Origin of the sequence: Paenibacillus sp. S25 (assembly GCF_019454085.1) — a bacterium.
Classification (GTDB): domain Bacteria; phylum Bacillota; class Bacilli; order Paenibacillales; family Paenibacillaceae; genus Paenibacillus; species Paenibacillus polymyxa_B.
The window spans coordinates 4,396,375-4,417,731 of the sequence record NZ_CP073683.1 but is presented as its reverse complement, the minus strand read 5'-3'; the positions used below and the strand labels follow the sequence as shown (position 1 = coordinate 4,417,731).

Here is a 21,357-nt window from a genome sequence, read left to right as displayed (position 1 = left end):
ACAACCTATGTAGACATATCCATTTTTATTTGGGAGGAACGCAGGTGAACGCCTTGTTGGAAATGCTGATGCAGCTATTTGAGCGCGCAGCGTTGTTACTGATTTGTCTATTTTTTATTACACGTATCCCGCGGTTTAAGGAAACCTTGCAAAAGAACAGCCATTCTCCGGCAGAGCTGGCCATATTAACCTTGATTTTTTGTATGTTTGCGCTGTTTGGTACGTACACCGGGATTGAAGTCGAAGGTTCGCTTGTTAACGTTCGAATCATTGCAATTATGGCGGGCGGTATTTTGTTCGGACCCTGGGTTGGGATCGTTACAGGTATTGTATCAGGTATTCACCGTTATCTAATTGATATCGGGGGAGTGACCTCGATTCCGTGTCTGATTACGAGTATTTTGGCAGGTGTGGTGTCAGGATACATCGGCCGCCGGGTCAACCGTTCCAAGAGATGGCTAGTCGGTATCGCCGCAGGTATGGTCTGCGAAGCATTAACGATGCTGCTCATTCTGGTGATGGCACAACCCCATAACCTTGGAGTGGACATCGTTTCTAAGATTGGTCTACCGATGATTATCGGAGAAGTTAGTATCGGTTTAATCGTTCTGTTGATCCAGAGTGTGGAGGGGGAAAAGGAGAATATCGCGGCCAGACAGGCCAAGCTTGCACTGGATATTGCCAATAAGACGTTGCCTTATTTTCGCTCCATTAATGCGGAATCCTTGCATACCATTTGTTCGATCATAAAAGAAGATATCAAGGCAGACGCGGTGGCAATTACGGATACCAGAGATGTGCTTGCCTATGTCGGTTTTGGCGAAGAGCGTTATCACATCGGAGATGAGATCATTAGCGATGTGACTAAATCGACGATCCGCAGCGGTAAAATTACGATCCGCAACCATATTGCAGACGATAAAACACCCCAAATCCAGTCTCTGCTCATTATCCCGTTAGAGGAGCGCGGAGAAGTAACCGGAACGTTGAAGATTTATTATCGCAAAGCTTATAAAATCACGTATCCGTTGCAGACGATGGCGATTGGCTTGTCTCAAATCATTTCCACGTTAATGGAAGTGTCACGTGTGGAGCAAATTAAGGAAGCCGCGAATAAAGCCGAGCTAAAGGCGCTCCAAACGAAAATTAATCCCCATTTTCTGTTTAACGCGCTGAACGCCATTGCCTCTACGACACGCACCAAGCCGGATAAGGCGAGAGAGTTGATCATTAATTTATCGGGCTATCTGCGCTATAATTTGGAACTAAATGATGATTTGATCGAAATTCATAAGGAGCTTCAGCAGGTGTCTGATTACGTAGAAATTGAAAAAGCACGCTTCGGCAACCGACTTCAGGTAGAGTATGTAATGGATGAGGTGTCTGTGCGTATTCCAAGTCTTATTATCCAGCCCCTGGTTGAGAATGCGATTAATCATGGAATTCTCAAGAAAAAAGGATCAGGTACAGTAACCATTTCTGTAAAGGATCGTGGAGAAAAGGTGCGTATTTCTGTGGCAGATACCGGGGTAGGTATACGGGATGATGTTGTGGATAACCTGTATCATGATCGGGTTCCGGCTAAACAGATTGGCTTGTACAATGTGCACAGACGACTCAAGCTTATGTACGGCGAAGGAGTTATTATTCTGAAGCATGAGCCGGGCACCGAAGTTTATTTTGACATACCAAAGGAGAAGTCATGAAGGCCATAATTGTAGAAGACGAACTTCCGGCGCGTGAAGAGCTGGAGTATCTTATTCAGACTCATAGCAACATTGAGGTAACCGATAGTTTCGAGGATGGGCTAGATGTGTTTCGGTTTCTGCAAGATCAGGAGACGGACGCGATCTTTCTGGACATTAACATTCCTTCATTGGACGGGATGCTGCTGGCACAGAACATTAGTAAATTTGCCAAAAAGCCCTATATTATTTTTACAACCGCCTATAAAGAACATGCGGCGCAGGCTTTTGAATTGGAGGCGTTCGACTACATCCTCAAACCATATGATGAAAAACGGATCGCATCTATGCTGCGTAAGCTGGAAAATGCTTATGAGCAGCGGAACGTTCCAATACAGGAACCTGTCCAGACTGCACAACCCCGAGCTGCTGAAGCCAGCGCCGTTGCTGCGCCAGGTCGTATTAATTTGCTGAAAAACGACAAAATCATTGTGACGGATGCGAACGATATTTACTATGCGTGTGCGCAGGAAAAGGTGACCCGTGTCTTTACAAGGCACGAAGAATATACGATGCCGATGAGCATTTCGGAATTTCATGCCCGGCTGCCGCAGCAGGACTTTTTCCGCTGTCACCGATCATACACGGTGAATTTGTCGCAGATCCGTGAAATTGTACCTTGGTTCAACCATACGTATCTCCTGCGTTTGCGTGGACTAGAAGCAGAGATTCCGGTGAGCCGTAGTAAAGCCAAGGAATTTCGGCAAATTATGCGACTTTAAAGGCATTTCATTCCGCTATATGTGCATTTCATTCCTCAAACGATTTCTGGCTAACATGCAGGGTTATAATAATCCATGTAGAGAGAATCCTTACAGACTTGCTCCTCCACAGGCGCAAAGCGTACTGGATTCCCGGTTATTATGATCACAAATTGACGCTGTAGAGCCGGAATGAAAAGAGGAGAATGAAATGAAAACAAACAGCGGAAATCGTTGGCTTGTCGTACTTGGAACAATAATTGTCCAGATGGGATTAGGAACCATTTACACATGGAGTTTATTTAATCAACCGTTGGTGGACCGCTTTGGCTGGAATCTCAGTTCGGTTGCCATTACATTTTCAATTACCAGTTTTGCACTGGCGTTTGCTACATTATTCGCAGGCAAACTACAGGATAAATGGGGACTACGTCGTTTGATTTTGTGTGCAGGTGTCGTGTTAGGAGCAGGACTCATGCTCAGTTCGCAGGTAACATCGCTGTCCCTGCTTTACATTTTGGCGGGTATTGTCGTAGGTTTTGCGGATGGAACGGCATATATAACATCACTGTCGAATCTGATTAAATGGTTTCCTGAGAAAAAAGGACTTATTTCCGGTATTTCGGTTGGGGCATATGGAACAGGTAGTCTTATATTCAAGTATATCAATGGTTCGTTGATTCAGTCCGTTGGCGTATCACAAGCGTTTTTATATTGGGGAATGATCGTGCTGATCATGATTGTGGGTGGTTCTTTCCTGGTAAGAGAAGCTGTAGTCGTGAACAAGCCTTCGGTACAAAATGGGGTTGTACAACGGGACTACACCGTTAAAGAAATGCTGCGCACCAAGCAGGCATACCTGCTGTTCGTAATGTTCTTTACCGCTTGTATGAGTGGTCTCTACCTGATTGGAGTAGTCAAGGATATCGGCGTACGGATGGCCGGTCTAGATGTAGCAACAGCCGCTAATGCGGTCGCTATGGTCGCTATCTTCAACACGGCGGGTCGGATCATTTTAGGTGCGCTATCGGATAAAGTAGGTCGTCTGAAAGTAGTAGCGGGTGCTCTATTAACAACGGCGGTCGCAGTTGCAGTGCTGAGTCTGGTACCGCTGAATTATGGTTTGTTCTTTGCCTGTGTAGCAGGAATTGCTTTTTGCTTCGGCGGCAACATTACAGTCTTTCCTGCCATCGTAGCTGATTTCTTCGGTCTGAAAAATCAAAGCAAAAACTATGGTATTGTGTATCAAGGCTTTGGCCTCGGTGCGCTGGCGGGGTCATTTATCGCAGCCTTGCTCGGCGGATTCATCCCTACCTTTACTACGATTGCTGTGCTGTGTGTCGTATCATTCCTGATTGCCCTCACCATTCGCACTCCAGAACAAGGTAAAGGCAAACTGCGCAGTGAACGGAAGAAAAATACCAACAGTGTGCGCAGCATGAAGCCCGGAACGAAACTGGGTTAAACAATTTGAGAAAAAAGAACCAGATGAATGCCAAAAGACCTGTCATCATTTCTCTAAGGGAGATTATGGCAGGTTATTTGTTTTTCCAATAATCTATTTTACGGTATAATAAAAAGATGTGTAATAAGCCGATATATACAAAAGACATAAGCTAAGAACCTGACAGGAGGACGAGTCATGATCGTGGATACAAGCGGGAATCTGCTTGCCCGCAATACGAAGCTGCGAAATACATATCAAATTCGAAGCGCCTTGTCCCGCAGTGAGCTGGCCATCGTGTATACGGCAAGGCTGTTGGATAACCGAGAAAAGGTCATTGTGAAAGAATTTTTTCCGAATGCACTGGCTTTGCGGGGGGTGGATCGAAAAACGGTCACTTGCGGTGCTTCTATGCAATCCAAATACGTGGAGTTTATGCATTACTTTCTGCGTGAAGGGCAAATGTTGAAGGAGCTAAGTCATCCGGGGATTGTCGGTTATATAGATCACTTTGAGGAAAATGGAACTGCCTATCTGGTCATGGAATACTGTGCAGGCAAGACACTGGATCGAATGATGAAAGAAGAGGCTGTGCCAACGTATGATCCCACTTTTTTGTACCATACGCTGCTACCTTTAATTGATGCCATGGAGTACATTCATGACAAAGGAATTATTCATCGGGATATTAAGCCGGGCAACATTATGATTGGGGAAAATGGCAACATCAAGCTGATTGATTTTGGTTCGGCTGTGCATTTTGAAGGCAAAGAGCATCCAATCTTCACCACGGCGGGCTATTCTCCGCTGGAATTTTACTCTAATCGTTCGCAGCAGGGGCCTGTATCGGATATCTATAGTTTGGCCGCCACGCTGTATTATTGCCGAAAAGGAACACCTCCGCCAGATGTGCCAGGCCGATTGTTTGCAGATCATTCCGAGCGGATTCAGATTGAAAATGCGGGACTTTCTCTGTTGCCGTATGTCATTCGGCGTGGGCTGGAGGTACAGGCTAACAAGCGTTGCCGCTCACTTAGATGGTTTAAAGCCGCACTACGTGCGGAATATTGGATAAAAAAAGGGAAGCGCCCTACTCTTACGGTTCGTTAATCGTAAGAGAGGGTGCTTCTCTTTTTTTACGTTGTGACGGACATTATCCTGTCGGAGCTTGGATATGGTCGGTATACACTGAAGTATTCGGTTTAATCGCTTTGTATCGCAGCTCGATTTCAGTGACACCATCCTCGAATGTAATGTACAGTTTGTCACTGTACTCCATGACCGCTTTTTTATTGCGGGCTAATCTGATCTTTCCATGCTGTAAGGCACAGCGTGTATCATGTTTCACGATCAGGCTCCCTTTTTTGCCTGCGGAAAATAGGATCCGTTCCGCTTCTGGCAACGGTTCGTGAACGTCAAGCGTACGGAACAATTCCTGCAAGCTGACCTTACGACCCGGAAAGGAGGTGAGCGGCCAAGATTTTACCGGAATCTCCTGTCCGCTTGCTGTTGCGAGAAAATATCCTTCGATTCTTCCCGCAAACTGCGGCTTCGGCCGCAAGAACCAATACAGAAGAGCGGCTACCACGATACTGATGGCTACCGTCCACTTAATGGCTGTATACCGGGATTGTACGGAAACGATTAGTGTAGCGCTGCTGGATGCGCCTTCCGGATCGGTAGCGGTAATCTTTAGCTGAGTGTCACCTGTGTGGAGCTCGGATAGCAGCAGATCATTACCGTTAATCTCAGCATTGACCGCGTCCCCAGAGGGTTCTGAATCCAGCTTATAGTTCAGCTTGTCATGATTCGGGTCAATAATAAAATCCGATAAACTTCGACGGGAATCACCGTCTTCTTTTACCAGGCGAATCGTCAGGTCTTTCAAGACTTGTGGCGCTGCATTGGCCGCGTGAACTTTATGTACAGTTCCCTTACGGTACCATTGCGGACTATCCAGGGATAGCTGCCATGTATAATCCCCAGTTTGAGGGAACGCATATTCGGTATGGAAGGCTCCTGACTTATAGGTCATAGGCACCTTTTTGGCTGTGCCCCCCTTTGGAGTAACTATAATATGGGCTTGGAGAGACGTATATACGGCTTCATCCGTAAGCTTTTGACTGTCGGGTAACAGGAGCTGAGCTTGAAACGGTGTGGATTGACCTTTCAGTAACTGCACAGGCTTGTCGCCATGAGTTGCCGTTGCTTGTTGCTTTCCTCCCATGGTAGCTTCGGCTTCCAGTCGATAGCTGCCAAGTAAATTGATTTTTACCAAATCCCCGCGTATGCCCCGTAGTTTCAACTTCACTTTACCTGCCTGTGGATGTTCGATTTTTAAAATCGCATATCGGCTCGACTTGTACCTGCGGACATTTTCTGAATTGGAATATAGCTGTGTTTCCAGAAGGGGATGCTCCGACAAAAGCACCAGGTTGGCTTCCTCCATACTAGAATCAGGTAGAGTTACAGTTAATTCTTGCATCTCGCCAGTGGTCGTAATTGCAGCAATTGGAACGAGCTTGGAGCGAATTTGACTGGCGAAAATACGGTTCAGAATTTCCGGCAGATCCTCCGCACTACTCGTAATAAAAGAAGCTCCACCCGTTTGAGAAGCGATCCGTTCGAGTTCTTGTCGGTTCACTGTGCCATCATGGTTCAGACCAATCGTGTACACCGGATATCCCTTGGTCTGTGCAGATTTGATGACAGAGGACACATCGTTATTGGAGTCACCTTTGGATCGGGAACCAGAGGAGGCACCAAAATCAGTCTCTCCATCTGACAATAGAATCATAAAAGGCTGACGCCCTTGGGATGCTCCTGCCGCTAGCAGCTCCGAGCCTCTGCGCAACCCAAGTCCCAAATCCGTATAACCGGAACGGTTTAGCGTTCTGATATCCTGCTGGATCTGGGATTTTTGCGCTGCCACGGCAATCGAAGTCAGTGGTTTCGAGGCGACCACGTTGTGATTGTAGGCAACGAATCCTACGCGTGTGCGGTCTGCATCACTCAAATCCATAAACATATTGATGACTTCGGCGGCAATGCCCTCAGGATCAGTATCCCTCATGGAATAACTTGTATCCAATACAAAAACGGCATCATATCCCTCGATCGGGACAGCACCTAAAGATGCTGCATTAGCCTGATTTACAGTGCAAATGACCCCATTTAAGCCCAATTGTAAAAATAGTACAAAAGTCATGAAAACGATAATCCCTAGTTTCCTTATTCTGAACATAAGCTCCTCCATCGTCGAGGCCAACATAGGGGGATCAACTCTCCTAATCCTTGGGATATAAGGGATAAAGGATCAAAACAGCTGATAACCCTCACATTAGCCATGAATTTGATTCTTTTACGCTTATCAGAAATATCCAATGGACTTCTATCGGTAATTGGGTTCCATTTGTGAATATTTCCCTGAAGAAACAGGTCTAACATATCATGAAAATTACGTATTCACGCATAAAATGAGTCAAAATGCCCTGTTTCAATCTGAGACTACAGAAATTGACAAAACTGAAGGGAGCTTTGTATGATAGCTCTCGTATCAACGGCAAAAATTGGGATTGAAGTTAGGAATACGAAATCATAAATTTGAAATTTCTGTGTTATCTGACTTTTGAATTTGAAAAACATCTCATTTGTATGCTTTGCCGTTAAAAGCCGAATAACGCTTCGGACCGATTTTCGAGGTTACATGCCTGTACCGTAAATGTGGTATAAGCTCAATCCTTTGATGAATTTAAATGTTAAGTAGGGGGGAGGAGGCAAAAGAACTAAAAATGAGTATTCGTCCGTTTCAAATTGGACATCCCATGTCCGTATATGGAGCAATGGACCTATAACTCATACTTTATTCATTTGCCGACAGCGATGGAAATCATTTATCAAACCAACCGGACAATGCTTTTTGAAGAGATTAACCCGGAAAAGCTGGACCTGATCACCATTGTAGGTGATGTGAAGGGTATTGACAGCTTGAGCGATGAAAAGATCAAGGAAATTAATCAGCACCTTCTGGTGCGCAGCTTTGACGAATTTTTGGATAAGTTTTCACCAACCGTGTATTCGTTTTTTAACGCGGCCAATCAAAAAGTCGTCTACACCCTTAAAAAGCCAGAGGGAATTGATGAGGATAGCATTTCTGAAATTCGTGTAAATCAAAGTAATGACTTTCTGAAAATGTTGTTTACGCTCATCGATACCAAGCGCAGTCAAGGAATCACCAATGTAGATTTCAAATTTGAAAATCTGCTGGATATGATTTCACCGAAAAAGGTCATGGATGATATTCGTCAAGTCCGCAAAGAAATTCATTATATGTATGGTGAATACGACAAGCTGGATGATGGCGATCCGAAGAAACTCGATATGGGTGACAAGCTGAATGGTATGTTCGAGGAAGCGAGTCAGAACTATAGCAACGTTATGGCTATGCTCCCACTGGCAATTGAGGACATCAAAACCCGCCTTCTGCTCGGTGGCGCCCAAGAGGAAAACTCCGGTGAGCTGATCCAGGTGGGTATGCTCTCCATTGGAGAAAGCGGCGAACTGAAAATTATTGAAGCGCCGAAGAGCGACAGTACTGAGCTGATGCTGTTGGATGAGAACAGCACTGGCGATCTCTCCCAAGTATTCGAAGAGGATTATAACTCCATCACAGATACGCCTTCTGACTATGTGAAGGATTTGGTAGTTCGCACGTTTGTGCCACTGCCAGCTGTTCAGACCAAGGTGGATACAGCCGTTGAAGTTCAAAACTACAACACGTATCTGGAGTTCTATAAAAATGCCAAGGACGATTTCGTAAAGGCGGTTAAGCCGCTTGTGGAGAAAATTCTCGGTGTCAAAATGTTCTTCGACCAATATGCAACGAAGAGCAAAGGCATGCTGCCGACAATGCTGGTGGCGAACAACAAGCTGGACATGCTGGTAAAAAGCAGCAATATCCCGCGTCTGGAAACGTACCTGAATACTGTGAATGCTAAGAATGAATTCAGCGACACGATCTGGTTCGGTATCGTTCCATCCGTCGAGCTTGAAGCAGCCGGTAAGGTAAAGGTTTCACGTGAACGCTTCAAGGGCAACGAGAAGGTCGTTAAGCAGGGCGGGAATTCTATGGAATCGCTCTCGATGCTGCTGCAAGTCGTGAAGGATTACAAAATTCAAATGTTCTTTAACTTTGAATCCGGTGAAGAAACGACTTTCAACAGTATGGCGACAGCAGGCATCGATAAATATGTCGATAAATGCGCCAGTCTCGTTCGCAGAGAATATAGCGAATTTGCCATTCCTTGTGTACCGAATTTTACGATTATTCCGAAGGACAAATCGGGTGTTATTATCGACAGCAAAATGCTACAGACCGAAGATGGTGTACAGCTCTCTAAGGAGAAAGAGGATATTCTCAAGCTGTGGATCGAGGGCGTTTATGTGGGTGCAGCCTATGTTGCCGCCGGCTTGGTCGCTTCCTATCAGTGTCCTGAATACCTGCGTGAGACGTTCAAAACGGTCAATAAGAACTTTCCTGGCGTACGCTTCGACATTGAAGCGGGAGACAACAGTCTGCGCACGGTGACGACAATGGCCAAGGAAATCACCGGATTCACCAACACGATCAAGGATGCCATCAACCGTAAAAACTTCGGCTTTGTATTCTCGTCGGAGAATGCTCAGATCCAGGATAAGGATATCCGCCGGATTACCGTCTACAAGGCGAGAAGCATGGCGATGTCCGAGGACGGTTTTGACTCCATCTACAAGACGCTGGTCAGCACGTACATTGAACGTATTTTGCGCTACCAGACAGGGGACTTCAAACACGAAAATATCGTCCGCTTCTTCAGTAACAATCCGAGCAGTCAGAAGAGCAAGTGGCTGAGCAGCAGAGGATCTGTTAACTCGATCATTCAGGACGGAGACGATATGAGCTTCATTATTGATGAGAAAAGCAATATGTGCCATATCGATCTGGTCTTCAACGGTAATGTGAAGAACCTGGAAGTCATGATCACTAAGGGAACCAGCTCGGTCAAATCATGATCCGAGCACTACGAAAGATGTTAGAGGCGTTTCTATCCAGAATCGCCTTTATACATAAATCGCGGAGAAGCTCTGCATCTTCCGCCATCATATTACCTAATTTCAAGGAGGCAACACACATGGGATTCAGATTGAAAGTAGAAGGACAAGAAACAATCGAGCTGGGCTTGGATAACATCCAAACGGTTATTTATGACACCGATACACCGGACGATTCCAATGCACGCTCCACTGACGTAGGCTCCACGCTGCGCATCAGCGGCAAAATCATCACAGCAGTAGACGGTGACAGCGCGGATGACACGCTGAAACTGGCTCTGTGGTCTCTGGTTCCTGCTGAAAAAGCAGACAGCTACCGTAAAGTAACACTGGAAGTTATCGCAGCTGATCAAGTTGTGCGTAAAATCCACTTCCCGAATGCTTTCGTTGTAGACTACAACGAGCACTTCGGCGACACAGAAGGTGTAGGTGCATTTACACTTTACATCAAACAAAAGAAAGACAAAACCGAGCTGGCTACAATCGACGGCGGATATCCGGTTTAAGCTTAACGTCTTCACGTTAAGTGCAGCTTAAACACACACTCACCCGGCACACAAGTGCAGGGTGGATAAATATTAAGAGGCCTACGGGTCTCTTAATATTTATTTTTTTCGGAGAGGGGAACATCACACAATGACCAACTACTATGAGCTGCTCGGTGTCAGCCGGGATGCTTCGGAGGCAGAGATTAAGCAGGCTTACCGTAAACTGGCCAAAAAGTATCATCCTGATACCAACCAGGGAAGCGAGGAAGCAACGCGCAAGTTCAAGCTAATTCACGAGGCTTACAATACCTTGCGTGACGAAGCATTGCGGCAGGCATACGATGCCGAGCTCATCCGAAAAACTGAGGGAGCTGGCGGGGAACAGCGAGAGAGAGATAGAGGGGCTGCATCCTCCGGCGGTGCGCGTACGGCAGCCAAAGGATTCAATCCGGCTGATATAGGTACTGATTTTGAGCAATTTTTTGGTTTTCATCCGAAAACGAAGGAGGGCTCACCAGGGAAAAAAACGAAAAAACCCGGTGATCCGACGGATACCTCAGCGATGTTTAACCAATTTTTCGGTATTCGTAAAAAGTGATGATTTCAGGATAGAAATGGGGGAAGCAAGCAGTGAAAACGGCGCAGAACAGATGGGTTTTCATCATAGATGTTGCCATGTTCGGGCTGATGCTGGCGATCGCCTTTTATGTGTTTAATCGTACAGGCTACAGCGGTTTGAAAACCGTGGTCGCGATAGGTATTGGAATCGGCGTGCTTGTATACATATTGCGCAATCTGGTGTCTGTTGTACCCGTAGCCAAGCCAAAGGCGAAACGTCATCGGATTGCCAAGCTGGTGTTGATTGATGAAGAGGGCGAGTCCATTAAAGAATGGTATATCGAAGGCGAAACGTCACTCTTAATCGGTAAAACAACGTCACGTTCGGAGGCGGATATTGATTTGGTAGGTACAGATTATGCCTCCCTGGTAAGTGTGGAGCATGCGGTGCTCAACCGGGTGAACAGCGACTGGTTTGTGGAGGATGTGGATTCCGGTAATGGTACAGGCTTGCGGTCTGCCAACGAAAGTGTAACCAAGAAGTTGGAAAGCGGTGAGCCATACCGGATTTACTCAGGTGACTTATTATATATTGCCAATACGAGACTGCTCGTTAAATAGATGAGGATGCTGGAAAATCCTCAGATCGCTGAAAAGACAATCATGACAATGGGGGAAGGAACCGACTATGAGTTTGACAAGATGCCCGAACGGACACATGTTCAGTACACGAAAGCACGGAAATACGTGTCCATATTGCAACACGGTAGTAAATGTAGCTGCACCCAAGAGCGCAGAGCCAGTGGCGAAAACAAACGTCGCGGGAGATAACGACAAAACAATGCCGTATTTGGGCGAGACGGTGGGGATTCATCCGGTAACTGGATGGCTGGTATGCATCGAAGGAGCACAGGTGGGTCAGGACTATCGCATTATGGCGGAGAAAAACTTTATCGGGCGCGCAGAGGAAATGCATGTCCGCATTATCGGGGATAACACGATTTCCCGCAGAAATCATGCTGTCATTGTGTATGATCCGAAGAAACGTAACTTTTACTTGCTGCCAGGCGATTCATCAGGTTTGGCGTACCACAATAACGAGGCGGTATATTCACCAGCAGAGCTGGCTGCCTATGACGTGATTCAGCTGGGACACAGCAAATTTATCTTTATCCCGCTGTGTGGCGCCCATTTTGAGTGGGATAACGAAAACTAGGACGGAATTGGCAATGGTGCAGGGAGGTAACGATATGCAGCCTTATTTTGTTGTAAGTGGAGCTGCGGTACTATTCGCTGTTCTTCTCATGATCCGTATACGACTGACGCGAAGTCCCGGCAGCCGTACCGTGAGTGGAATTGAGATCGGAAATGGTCAAACGATCGGGAGCCGGAGCGAGCAGGATGATTATTTCTCCAGTATGACGACACCTGTCGGTACGCTGGCTGTTGTCGCAGACGGTATTAGTGGACTGGCCAATGGACGTATGTCCAGTACCTTAGCTGTGACGACTTTTACGAAGGCGTTTGCCAAGCTGGAAGATGCAACGAATTTGAACGGATATTTTGCAGAGGCGGCAACTCAAAGCAATCGCGGCATTTTGCAAAATTTGAATGGACAGGGCGGAGGAACGACGCTGGCTGCGGTCATTGTGTGCGGCTATCAGCTGTATTACGGAGCGGTGGGCGACAGTCTGATTACGATTTACCGCAATGGTCATTTCCAAACAGTCAATTCCAAGCATACAGCGGAAACACTGCTGGAGGAACGAGTGCTTGCTGGACAAATGACCTCGGAGGAAGCCAAAACGAGTCCAGTGCGCAATCAACTGGTCAACTACTTAGGCTATGAGGGCTTTGAGAGCATGGAACTGGGTAGTGCACCGATTCGTCTGTATTCAGGCGATCATGTGCTGCTGTGCAGCGATGGCATTCAGGAGGCGCTGACGGAGATTGAATTGGAAGAGATTATGCGCAAGGGTGGAACACCGCAGGAAACAGCGGATGCCATGATCGACGCCATTAATGATAAAGGCTTTAAAAGTCAGGATAATGCGACAGTACTTATTTTGGCGATAGGATGAAACAAGAAAGACGGGGGTAGCGATGCGCAAGGACAACAGCGATTTTAGTACCGCCTTTGTGTCGGAAGCGGGCTCTTACATAGACAACCGGGACTATTTTGCATTCATGGAGACGGACGACATGGCCTGTTATGTCCTCGCAGACGGTCTGGATTCGGATCAGGAACTGCGCAGCGCAGAAATGGTTGTCAAAACGGTGCTGGAAAACTTCATGGAGAAGCCTTCCATGTCCAAACGGCGCTTGATGAGAGATCTTCGTGAAGCGCAGGAATGGCTGCAATTTGAAAGCCGTCGTGTTCGGCTCAAAGCCAGTCTGCTGATGGTAGTGACCAACTACAACAAAATGCTATATGTTTCGTGCGGTAATGTGCGACTATATCATTTTCGCAATGGAAGGCTTAATTTTCGCAGTAAGGATCATAGCCTGGCTCAGTCATTGGCAGATGATGGACGCATTCCAGACGAAGCGACCAGCACACATGAGGAACGAGGCAATCTGCTGGAATACTTGGGAAATCCGAATGGAGTTCATGCCCATTACGCCAAAAAGACGCAGCTTGCAGATGGAGATGTAATCCTGCTCGCTACGTCAGGGATGTGGGAGGACGTCGAGTTGGCGGAAATGCTGGGGGCGCTAGAGGAAGCGAAGGACCCAGTCATGCTGACGGACACATTGGAAGAGGTTCTGCTAAGCAAACAGCACCGGACGGTGAATAATTACACGGCTGCGGCCATTTATGTAAATAAAGTTTTTCAGGAAAAGCCTAAAAACCGCCGTAAGCTGATCAAACGGATTTTGATTGCGTTGCTTGTCTTTATTGTTGTGGGCGGGGGAGCATGGATTACGCTGGCTCGTATGGCTGCTAATAAGGCAGCTGCGCTGGAAACGATGATCGAATCAGCCCAAGCCGCAGACGATTATGCAAGGACAGGGGATTATGCGAAGGCGCTTAAGTCTTACAGCGAAGCGAAAAACGCGGCGGTTAAAATTAACGATAAGATTCACAAGCGACTGTATACTGCAGAGCAGAAACTGTCTCAATTAATGGTTGATGGAGATGGCTATGTGGAAAAGGCGGACTTTACCAAAGCTGAAGCCAGCTACGCTAAAGCACGGAAAAGTGCCGGGCTATATCCACCATTTAATGTGAAGGATATTGAGCATAAAATCGACCAATTGGACAGCTATGCTGAGACGGCGAGCTGGATGAAGGACGGAGATTTGAAATTTCAGGGTGGCGATTACACGAATGCGCTTAAGCTGTACAAGAAAGCAAACAAGGCTGCGATGGAATCCGGATATACGTCCGCGCAAAAAGAACTGGAGAAGAAAATTACCGAGACCAACGATAAATTGACAGCTATTCAGCAGCAACTCAAGGAGATTCAAGCTGGTAAACTTCAGGCCAAAGGGGATCGGATGATGAAGGATCTCGATTATGAAGGAGCCATTGAGGCCTATAGCGGGGCACAGGAAATTTATCAGGAGATCGATAAGCTCGAAAGTGTTCTGGCATTGGAGCGGAGCATAGCCAAGGCGGAAGAAAAGCAGAGCGCGGAGCAGCAGAAAAACGGTCAGCTTCCTGCTGGATTGGGATTGTCTGACGGAGCGTTGAACGACGTGGACGCAGGGGACGCAGCGAGTGAAGCTTCATCTTCCGCTGCTGCAATCCCTGCCGCAATCCCTGCTGCAGAATCGCAAATGAAGGCTGCGCCAACGGCTTCAGCGGGAACTACACCCGCGAAGAAGGAAGCCTCTTCGGCTGCAAAGAGCATGGGTACAGGCGATGGAACTGCCCCTTCGGCCAAGGTGGATACCAACAAAGAGCAAGGAACTGCTGATTCCGCTTCTAAAGCAGCAGGGGCGTCTGATTCAGAGAACCAAGATCGGGCTGCTGCGAACGGAAGTTAAGTTTTTCATGTTCACTGAAGCTGGAGCCAGAAAGGAGTGAGACGTCGTGAAAGAGCTGGTACAGGACCGTTTGAGCAAGATGGACGATTTAGAGCAGAGACGTTTACTGAAAAATATGATGGCGGGGGTATTTATGAACCTCGTCGAATATCAGGAAGAAATGACCCGCCAGCTAGAACGGCGGGTATTTGAGGAAATTGAGAATACGGAAGAAAAGATTGATGTGTACGTGTCATTGACATCGCGTGAGGACTATGACCCGATTCATGAATTTTTATATCCTGTGTTACCGTCTGATACGGAGGAAAAGCAGATGGACATCAGCCGTGTGGCAGAGGTGGTACGCGAAGGCGGTGCGATGCCGCTGTTTACGCTTTTTCTTGAGATGGAGACCGAACGAATCTCAGCGCTGGTGCGCAACAAGCGAATTTTCTCAGGAATGTTGGTCACGGAAACCGACAATTATCCGATTCGTTTTCGTCTGGAGCATAACCGTTCTTATATTTTGGAGATTGAGCAGTTATATCACACGTTTATGCAAAATGGCATGCCGTGGAAAACAATTAATCACCCGTACGCTTATAAGTTTGTGGACTGTGTATTGATTGGTGGAGACGGTGAGCCGGCTGCCCATGAAGAAATTCATGAAATTACAATTTCATTGGAGGAATTCGACGTTTTTAAGAAGAGCGACGTTTTTCCACTTTGGAACATTGAAAGGCTATCTCTAAAGAACAGCGGTTTTCCTATACCCGCTATGGATCGTGTGAATTATGAGCATGTGCTGCCTTTGCGAAAAACAGGTCCTGAGCATGGTTATTTGATTGACGGGACTGAAGGTGATATCCGGTATATCAAGCGTACAGAAGAGGAACTGACGATTGTCACACCACGTGATAAGTCTGGCGAATGGAATGTGTTGAAGGTTACGAAGCCTGTTACAACGAGACTTAGTCGTCAGACTTATCCGTTATTGTCCAATCGGCGACAGGACAGCTTTTTGGGCCGCTATGCAGGAAAACAGGCCGTGATTGTCCGTGCCAAAGCGGAAATCATGCGCATCGTAAACTCGTTTGAAGCAGCACAGGGGCTGGAGCTGGAACGTGTGGACATCTGGGGAGGTGCAGGGAGAAATGATGTAAGCAACCTGTTAACCAAAACCCAGACGTATCCATTAAATCCGTTTGTCAGCGATAACGTACGGACAGAGGAAGGCAAGCAGATCATGCGTTTGGGGTTCAGACGTGGTTCTGACGATGTTTTGCCCACCGCGCCTGCTTATATTTTATCCGATTTAATGAGCTTTCTGGTATCGGAAGTGCAGATGTATTTTCCGGAGTACAAGTGTGAAGGAGAATGGGTGTGAATTACGTCTGGGATTTGCTCATGCGCGCGAGGGAACAGGGGCTGGATGTAGATAAATTCTGCTTCGTACCCGCTGTCAGCTACTCTCCGTATATGGAGCTTAGTCTGGCAGAGTTGAATACTTCCCATTTGGAGCAGGTAGTGGAAATAAATCCGTACTACCGCTTTTATTCTATTTTTCGGGATCTGTTTCCACCGGATGCTGAAGAGTATCTGGAGCTGAGAGAATCGCTATTTGATATTATGATGCATTTTCTGGCGGAAATGGACTTGTATCAAGGGATGAATCGACGGGAGTACCATATCCGGTTTGTTCGGCGTGATATTGCAGAGGGCATTTTTGGCCCGAAGGTAAAGGAAGGCTTTGGGCAATTAAACCGTGAGGATCAGGACGCGATTGCTGAAGGATTGCTGCGCCTGTATGAGACGGGAGAAGCCGTACATCTGCTAAAAGAAACGATGCGGCGCGTCTTTCATCGCTCAATCATTTACACCAATTGTGAGGAAAAAGACGAACTGCTCATCTATATCGGCCAAGAGGAGACACCGTTGTCACGGATTAAAGTGGATTTGATTCTGGATTTGTTTCTTCCGGCACGTTTTACGACGGAATTGTATTGGACAAGTCATTTCGGCATTTTAGAGGAAGATCCTACGATGAAAATAGACGCTATCGCCCTCTATTAAGGCTAAATGGCTAAGAAAGGACATGTGAACGATGAACGGACCCTATACATACAGGTTACTAGACCCGCTCACCGATCGAAAAAGCATACGCTTCACGGCGAAATACACGCGGGCGGAATTGGAGCAAATGACGACCTTTCAGTTACGCGGAATATGCGATAAGGAACGACTGGTCGAGGGCTTTGCCAATCGCCTGGCACGTGAAGAATTGATTCGGGTGATTTTGCGATTTCGGAGCGCGGAAGAGCATTTACTCATCACAAGGCCGAACCCTGGCGGTTTTGAACGCATGGAATCGGCACTACAGCGAAACTGGAACGACCGTCGGCAGGAGAGCAGCGGTATCCGGGTTCCCGCTAAAATCACGCTGTATCAGGGTGTACGCACAGGTCGCATGGACAACTACCGGATCGAATCCGATTTGCCCTGGCTGAGCTCATCTAATGTGCTGCTGATGAATGCGACAGGAGAACTGTGCGGTGTTTTGAATTTGGTGAAGGATGAGGGACGAACAGGCGTATATTATCTTTCTCGTCATCGCGACGCTGAACTGCGAGAGACGTCCAATCATAGTTATAGCCTGCTATTTCTGCGAAGACAGGAATCAGAATATTTTTATAACCTCTACTATGGAGATAAGCCAATGCTGCCGCTGAAGCTTCAAGGTCACCGGGTTCCGGTGGCAGAGCTGATCATTCGAGGCACGGAAACTACAGATGCGGTACTTGCGATTGATTTTGGCACCTCTAACACCACAGCAGGTGCTTATTTGGATAGCTCCTACGTTACGGCCCCTGATACAGGTATGAGCAGCACAGTAAGGCTGAACGCCATCAATTATGTGTCATTCCCCGGCCCAGAAGGGGCAGAAGGCGACTGGATCGAAGTATTGCCGACTGCTATTCGCGTCGCAGACTGCTCCAATCCGGAACATATCCTTTATGTATTTGGGGAGGATGCATTACGTGGATCTGACGTGGCAGGCAGCCGTGCGACAGTATTACGGGGAATCAAGCGGTGGGTCAACGACTACAAGCGAATCGAGGAATTAATGGATTCCGAGGGGAATACAGCAACTGCCTCCCGCAGCGATATTTTAGCTGCTTTTATCCGTTATGTGATTGCTACAGCCGAGCAGCAATTTAAGTGTCGGTTCCGCAATCTGCACTTTTCTGCTCCGGTCAAGCTGCAGCCCCAGTTTATAGAGATGTTTAGCGATATTTTGCCCGATTACCGGATTGAAACGGAGGATGCGTTGGACGAAGGGTTGGCTGTGCTGTACAACACGCTGGCAGACCAGATGGAACGAGGGACTTTTGCGGACGGTGAGGAGTATCAGGCACTTGTCATTGATTGTGGTGGAGGCACGACAGATTTGTCTTCCTGCCGATTCCGAATTGAGGACGGACGTATTGCTTACAAGCTGGATATTCACACAACGTATGAAAATGGGGATACCAATTTTGGCGGAAACAATCTGACGTATCGGATTATGCAGTTTATGAAAATTGTATTTGCAGGTTATTATGCTGCCGAGACGCGCTTGCCTGACACCGATATTGATGCCCTGATCGGCATTCCTTCGGGAGATTTGTACCGTCATGTGGATGAGTTTGGTGTAGATGCTGTATATGCGGGACTGGAGGAACGCTACCGAGAGGCAGAGGCCATCTTGCCTACCGCATTCAAACAGTATGAACATGCTACACGGGATGAATATCAGCGGGTACTGAGTAATTTTCATCTGTTGTGGAGCGCGGCAGAAAATATGAAAAAGGAATTTTTTCTACGTACGGGGATCTTGCGCAGCCGCTTCGAATCTGAGCAGGTATTATCTGCTGAAAGCGACCTGAACATTGCAGTGATGGACCGTTGGCTGGTTTCAGTCATCGAGAACGGACGGTTTCGTGATGAATATGGCTTGCCTGATGTGGTGTTTAACATTCGGGAGATACAGCAACTTCTTAAGGCAGATATCTACAATATTGTGCGCAAGTTTCTGGATGATTTTTATCAGGAGGGGCGCTTGCAGGATTATTCGATTATCAAGCTAACTGGGCAGTCCTGCCGAATTGACGTATTTCGCGAAGCACTCAAGGAATTTGTACCGGGGCGCAGTATTGAGTTCCGTCAAAAGGCAGAGGACCTCAGCCGGGTACCTGAGTTGAAAATGGCCTGTCTGCGCGGGGCTATCCGTTACCTGAACGCTAAAAAAATGGGCACGATTGAGCCTGTCATTACCAATCATATTCCGGCTATTCCGTACACGGTCAGCGCATGGACGCATACGGGGCGCGAAAAGGAGCTGATTGCGAGTTTAGAGAGCAACCGGGTGCGCGGTTCCATTTCCCGGCCGTCCCATGCAGCCGAGGTGGAGTTCTTCCTGACGGCCGACGGCGGCAAGCTGCGTCAGCGCCATGTATATCGTAGTCGGCCAGAAGCTTTTGAACCCATGCCGTATGAGGAAATTGCCGTGCTGTACGGGCGGGATATCCCGCAAGATGATACGGACTCCATCCGTAATGAGGAAACGAAATATTTTGTTTTTGTCGGGGATAGCCGCTGGGGCTTTTATGTAGTTCCGATTACCCGTCGAGATGAATTGCTGCATCTGGGTCCCAAACGCTTTTTTGCCTTCGAAAATGATCTCTCCGAGCTGGATTTCTTTGACGGCACGAAATAGTAAATTAAGGGTTTTGCAAAATGCAGAAATCAGAAAAGTACACAACACTTGGAGGGGATAACGTGCTGTATGCAGGTTTTTGGAAACGAACTTTGGCTTATATCATCGATGGCCTTATTCTATGGTTTGTATTTTTAATAATTGGATTGATCTGGCTTGTGATTCGGACCTTAGGGGATTGGATGCCCTATCCGGCAGAAAGCTCTATGCTGACAGACGGGCCGTCTGCTATTTTTACAATGCGATTATTAGGACAGACTTTGCTGAATTGGGGAGCTATATGGCTATACTATGCGCTTATGGAATCATCCAAATGCAAAGCCACGGTGGGCAAGCTGGCTCTCGGCATCGTTGTGGTAGATGAGTTTAATCACAAGCTCAGCTTTGGACGTGCAAGTGCCCGCTACTGGAGTAAGCTTATATCGGTCATCATTTTGTTCATCGGTTTTATCATGGCAGCCTTTACGACGAGAAAACAGGCCCTCCACGATCTAATCGCTCGTACCTATGTTGTGGACAAACGCGAGCTGAATTATATCCTTCGTGAGCAGGCTGAACGCGGAGCCGGGATGTAAAGTTGGATAAATAGATTCTAAGATTATTATGAACCGTAGTTTTCAATCAGGGGGAGCACGATGGATATACGCAGATTTTTAGAAAAGAATATTCGCCTATTTACTGGATTACTTGGAGTAAGTAAAGCTCAACCCATCGATGATGCAGTTCCTGTTCCGCCTCCTGCACCCGGTGTGAATCGGCTATCTGTTCCCCTAAATAAAGAAGAATAGAGAAAGGAGGGGAGCACCATGTTAACGCATATCGTTCCGAAGTTTGAGAAGGGCCGTATTCTAAAAACCGAGATGCTAGAGAACCTGCGAGACTACCCTCGCAGTTTTCTGGATATCCGGTATCAGGATTTTTCGGATGGCATTATCACCGGAATGAACGTAACTGTCGGGGAGAACACGCTGACCATTGGTAGAGGCATCGTGAAGCACAAGGATAGACTATACCTGCTGGAGCAGGAGCGGGAAGTGCCGTATGCGGCTACAGGCCGGCTATCGGTGTTGAAGTTGCTCTTTTTGGAACAAACAGATCGCCCGGATTTCACAGTCCATCATGCAGATATCGTGCTGGAGGATGAGGCAGAGATCGGTCTGGATGAGATGGAGCTGGGCCGATTCAAGCTTAAAGATGGAGCTGTGCTTCGCTCGGATTATCAGGATTTTGCTGACATGGCTACCGAATTCAATACATGGAGCGATATTTATGCTCCTTTTGCGGGTTTGAAGCAGAGTACATTGCGCCCGGAAACGATGCGCTACTTCGCATCCGAACTGCTTAAAAGTGGTGCCACAGATCCGATGGATTGTATGTTTGCGCTCATATGCCTGAACTCAGAAGCCGTAGACAGGGAGTCCATCCAGCATTACATTGCAAACCGAAATGGTGCGGAATACAGAGATTATTCTCATGCTCAGTTGCATAGACAGTTAGTTCTTATTCTAGAAGGCGCCGGACGTGGAAAACGAACAGCAGGACGTTGGCAGGGCGGCGGAGCCGGACGGATGATTGTGGATTAGAAAATCAGGTAGAGGAGTGT

At 47.2% G+C, this 21,357-nt stretch carries 18 protein-coding genes; 17 read left to right on the top strand and 1 reads right to left on the bottom strand.

The window, feature by feature from the left end:
* Window positions 1-44: 44 nt before the first annotated feature.
* From KAI37_RS19275 to KAI37_RS19260, 4 genes are all read left to right on the top strand, one after another.
* A complete protein-coding gene (locus tag KAI37_RS19275) occupies window positions 45-1,706 on the top strand; it encodes a sensor histidine kinase (RefSeq protein WP_176716854.1) in 1,662 nt (553 codons plus the stop codon).
* Window positions 1,703-2,467: a LytR/AlgR family response regulator transcription factor gene (locus KAI37_RS19270; RefSeq protein WP_071642405.1), complete on the top strand. Its 765-nt coding sequence runs from the start codon at window positions 1,703-1,705 to the stop codon at window positions 2,465-2,467. The genes KAI37_RS19275 and KAI37_RS19270 overlap by 4 nt, the downstream gene beginning before the upstream one ends.
* Window positions 2,468-2,657: 190 nt before the next feature.
* Window positions 2,658-3,911 (top strand): L-lactate MFS transporter, encoded by a 1,254-nt coding sequence (locus KAI37_RS19265; protein WP_220030043.1) that lies wholly within the window; start codon window positions 2,658-2,660, stop codon window positions 3,909-3,911.
* Between the two features lie 177 nt (window positions 3,912-4,088).
* Window positions 4,089-5,000, top strand: coding sequence for a serine/threonine protein kinase (locus tag KAI37_RS19260; RefSeq protein ID WP_220030042.1), 912 nt, complete (start codon window positions 4,089-4,091; stop codon window positions 4,998-5,000).
* A gap of 43 nt (window positions 5,001-5,043) precedes the next feature.
* Here the strand turns inward: KAI37_RS19260 and KAI37_RS19255 are convergent, their stop codons facing one another.
* On the bottom strand, window positions 5,044-7,134 hold the full coding sequence (locus KAI37_RS19255) for a vWA domain-containing protein (protein WP_258383003.1): 2,091 nt from the start codon (window positions 7,132-7,134) through the stop codon (window positions 5,044-5,046).
* Window positions 7,135-7,772: 638 nt separating this feature from the next.
* On the opposite strand from KAI37_RS19255, the gene KAI37_RS19250 reads away from it, so the two are divergent.
* From KAI37_RS19250 to KAI37_RS19190, 13 genes are all read left to right on the top strand, one after another.
* Window positions 7,773-9,941 (top strand): transcriptional regulator, encoded by a 2,169-nt coding sequence (locus KAI37_RS19250; protein ID WP_220031512.1) that lies wholly within the window; start codon window positions 7,773-7,775, stop codon window positions 9,939-9,941.
* A gap of 119 nt (window positions 9,942-10,060) precedes the next feature.
* On the top strand, window positions 10,061-10,486 hold the full coding sequence (locus tag KAI37_RS19245) for a hypothetical protein (protein ID WP_013311475.1): 426 nt from the start codon (window positions 10,061-10,063) through the stop codon (window positions 10,484-10,486).
* 130 nt (window positions 10,487-10,616) lie between these two features.
* Entirely contained in the window at window positions 10,617-11,066 is a 450-nt protein-coding gene (locus KAI37_RS19240) for a J domain-containing protein (RefSeq protein ID WP_071642401.1), read from the top strand.
* A gap of 32 nt (window positions 11,067-11,098) precedes the next feature.
* Window positions 11,099-11,647 (top strand): FHA domain-containing protein, encoded by a 549-nt coding sequence (locus KAI37_RS19235; RefSeq protein WP_068942022.1) that lies wholly within the window; start codon window positions 11,099-11,101, stop codon window positions 11,645-11,647.
* 67 nt (window positions 11,648-11,714) lie between these two features.
* Entirely contained in the window at window positions 11,715-12,242 is a 528-nt protein-coding gene (locus KAI37_RS19230; protein WP_069290165.1) for an FHA domain-containing protein, read from the top strand.
* Window positions 12,243-12,276: 34 nt separating this feature from the next.
* Complete coding sequence (locus tag KAI37_RS19225; protein WP_025720818.1) at window positions 12,277-13,107, top strand: PP2C family protein-serine/threonine phosphatase; 831 nt, start codon at window positions 12,277-12,279, stop codon at window positions 13,105-13,107.
* Window positions 13,108-13,129: 22 nt separating this feature from the next.
* The gene (locus KAI37_RS19220) at window positions 13,130-15,019 is read left to right on the top strand and encodes a PP2C family protein-serine/threonine phosphatase (RefSeq protein WP_220030041.1); all 1,890 of its coding nucleotides are present in this window, start codon (window positions 13,130-13,132) and stop codon (window positions 15,017-15,019) included.
* 46 nt (window positions 15,020-15,065) lie between these two features.
* Window positions 15,066-16,385 (top strand): normocyte-binding protein, encoded by a 1,320-nt coding sequence (locus KAI37_RS19215; protein ID WP_220030040.1) that lies wholly within the window; start codon window positions 15,066-15,068, stop codon window positions 16,383-16,385.
* The gene (locus KAI37_RS19210; protein ID WP_104496072.1) at window positions 16,382-17,071 is read left to right on the top strand and encodes an iron-dependent peroxidase; all 690 of its coding nucleotides are present in this window, start codon (window positions 16,382-16,384) and stop codon (window positions 17,069-17,071) included. The genes KAI37_RS19215 and KAI37_RS19210 overlap by 4 nt, the downstream gene beginning before the upstream one ends.
* A gap of 31 nt (window positions 17,072-17,102) precedes the next feature.
* On the top strand, window positions 17,103-19,754 hold the full coding sequence (locus tag KAI37_RS19205; RefSeq protein WP_220030039.1) for an Hsp70 family protein: 2,652 nt from the start codon (window positions 17,103-17,105) through the stop codon (window positions 19,752-19,754).
* A 62-nt stretch (window positions 19,755-19,816) separates the two neighbouring features.
* The gene (locus tag KAI37_RS19200; RefSeq protein ID WP_220031511.1) at window positions 19,817-20,329 is read left to right on the top strand and encodes an RDD family protein; all 513 of its coding nucleotides are present in this window, start codon (window positions 19,817-19,819) and stop codon (window positions 20,327-20,329) included.
* Between the two features lie 60 nt (window positions 20,330-20,389).
* Entirely contained in the window at window positions 20,390-20,542 is a 153-nt protein-coding gene (locus tag KAI37_RS19195; RefSeq protein ID WP_023989850.1) for a hypothetical protein, read from the top strand.
* An 18-nt stretch (window positions 20,543-20,560) separates the two neighbouring features.
* Window positions 20,561-21,337, top strand: coding sequence for a DNA and RNA helicase (locus KAI37_RS19190; protein WP_071642393.1), 777 nt, complete (start codon window positions 20,561-20,563; stop codon window positions 21,335-21,337).
* Window positions 21,338-21,357: the final 20 nt, after the last annotated feature.

Excerpts from the sequence above, each read along its gene's own strand:
- KAI37_RS19265 (WP_220030043.1), top strand. The coding sequence starts at position 2,658 with ATGAAAACAAACAGCGGAAATCGTTGGCTTGTCGTACTTGGAACAATA.
- KAI37_RS19230 (WP_069290165.1), top strand. The coding sequence starts at position 11,715 with ATGAGTTTGACAAGATGCCCGAACGGACACATGTTCAGTACACGAAAG.
- KAI37_RS19205 (WP_220030039.1), top strand. The coding sequence starts at position 17,103 with ATGAACGGACCCTATACATACAGGTTACTAGACCCGCTCACCGATCGA.
- KAI37_RS19190 (WP_071642393.1), top strand. The coding sequence starts at position 20,561 with ATGTTAACGCATATCGTTCCGAAGTTTGAGAAGGGCCGTATTCTAAAA.
- KAI37_RS19255 (WP_258383003.1), bottom strand. The coding sequence starts at position 7,134 with ATGTTCAGAATAAGGAAACTAGGGATTATCGTTTTCATGACTTTTGTA.
- KAI37_RS19250 (WP_220031512.1), top strand. The coding sequence starts at position 7,773 with ATGGAAATCATTTATCAAACCAACCGGACAATGCTTTTTGAAGAGATT.
- KAI37_RS19225 (WP_025720818.1), top strand. The coding sequence starts at position 12,277 with ATGCAGCCTTATTTTGTTGTAAGTGGAGCTGCGGTACTATTCGCTGTT.
- KAI37_RS19270 (WP_071642405.1), top strand. The coding sequence starts at position 1,703 with ATGAAGGCCATAATTGTAGAAGACGAACTTCCGGCGCGTGAAGAGCTG.
- KAI37_RS19240 (WP_071642401.1), top strand. The coding sequence starts at position 10,617 with ATGACCAACTACTATGAGCTGCTCGGTGTCAGCCGGGATGCTTCGGAG.
- KAI37_RS19220 (WP_220030041.1), top strand. The coding sequence starts at position 13,130 with ATGCGCAAGGACAACAGCGATTTTAGTACCGCCTTTGTGTCGGAAGCG.
- KAI37_RS19260 (WP_220030042.1), top strand. The coding sequence starts at position 4,089 with ATGATCGTGGATACAAGCGGGAATCTGCTTGCCCGCAATACGAAGCTG.
- KAI37_RS19195 (WP_023989850.1), top strand. The coding sequence starts at position 20,390 with ATGGATATACGCAGATTTTTAGAAAAGAATATTCGCCTATTTACTGGA.
- KAI37_RS19245 (WP_013311475.1), top strand. The coding sequence starts at position 10,061 with ATGGGATTCAGATTGAAAGTAGAAGGACAAGAAACAATCGAGCTGGGC.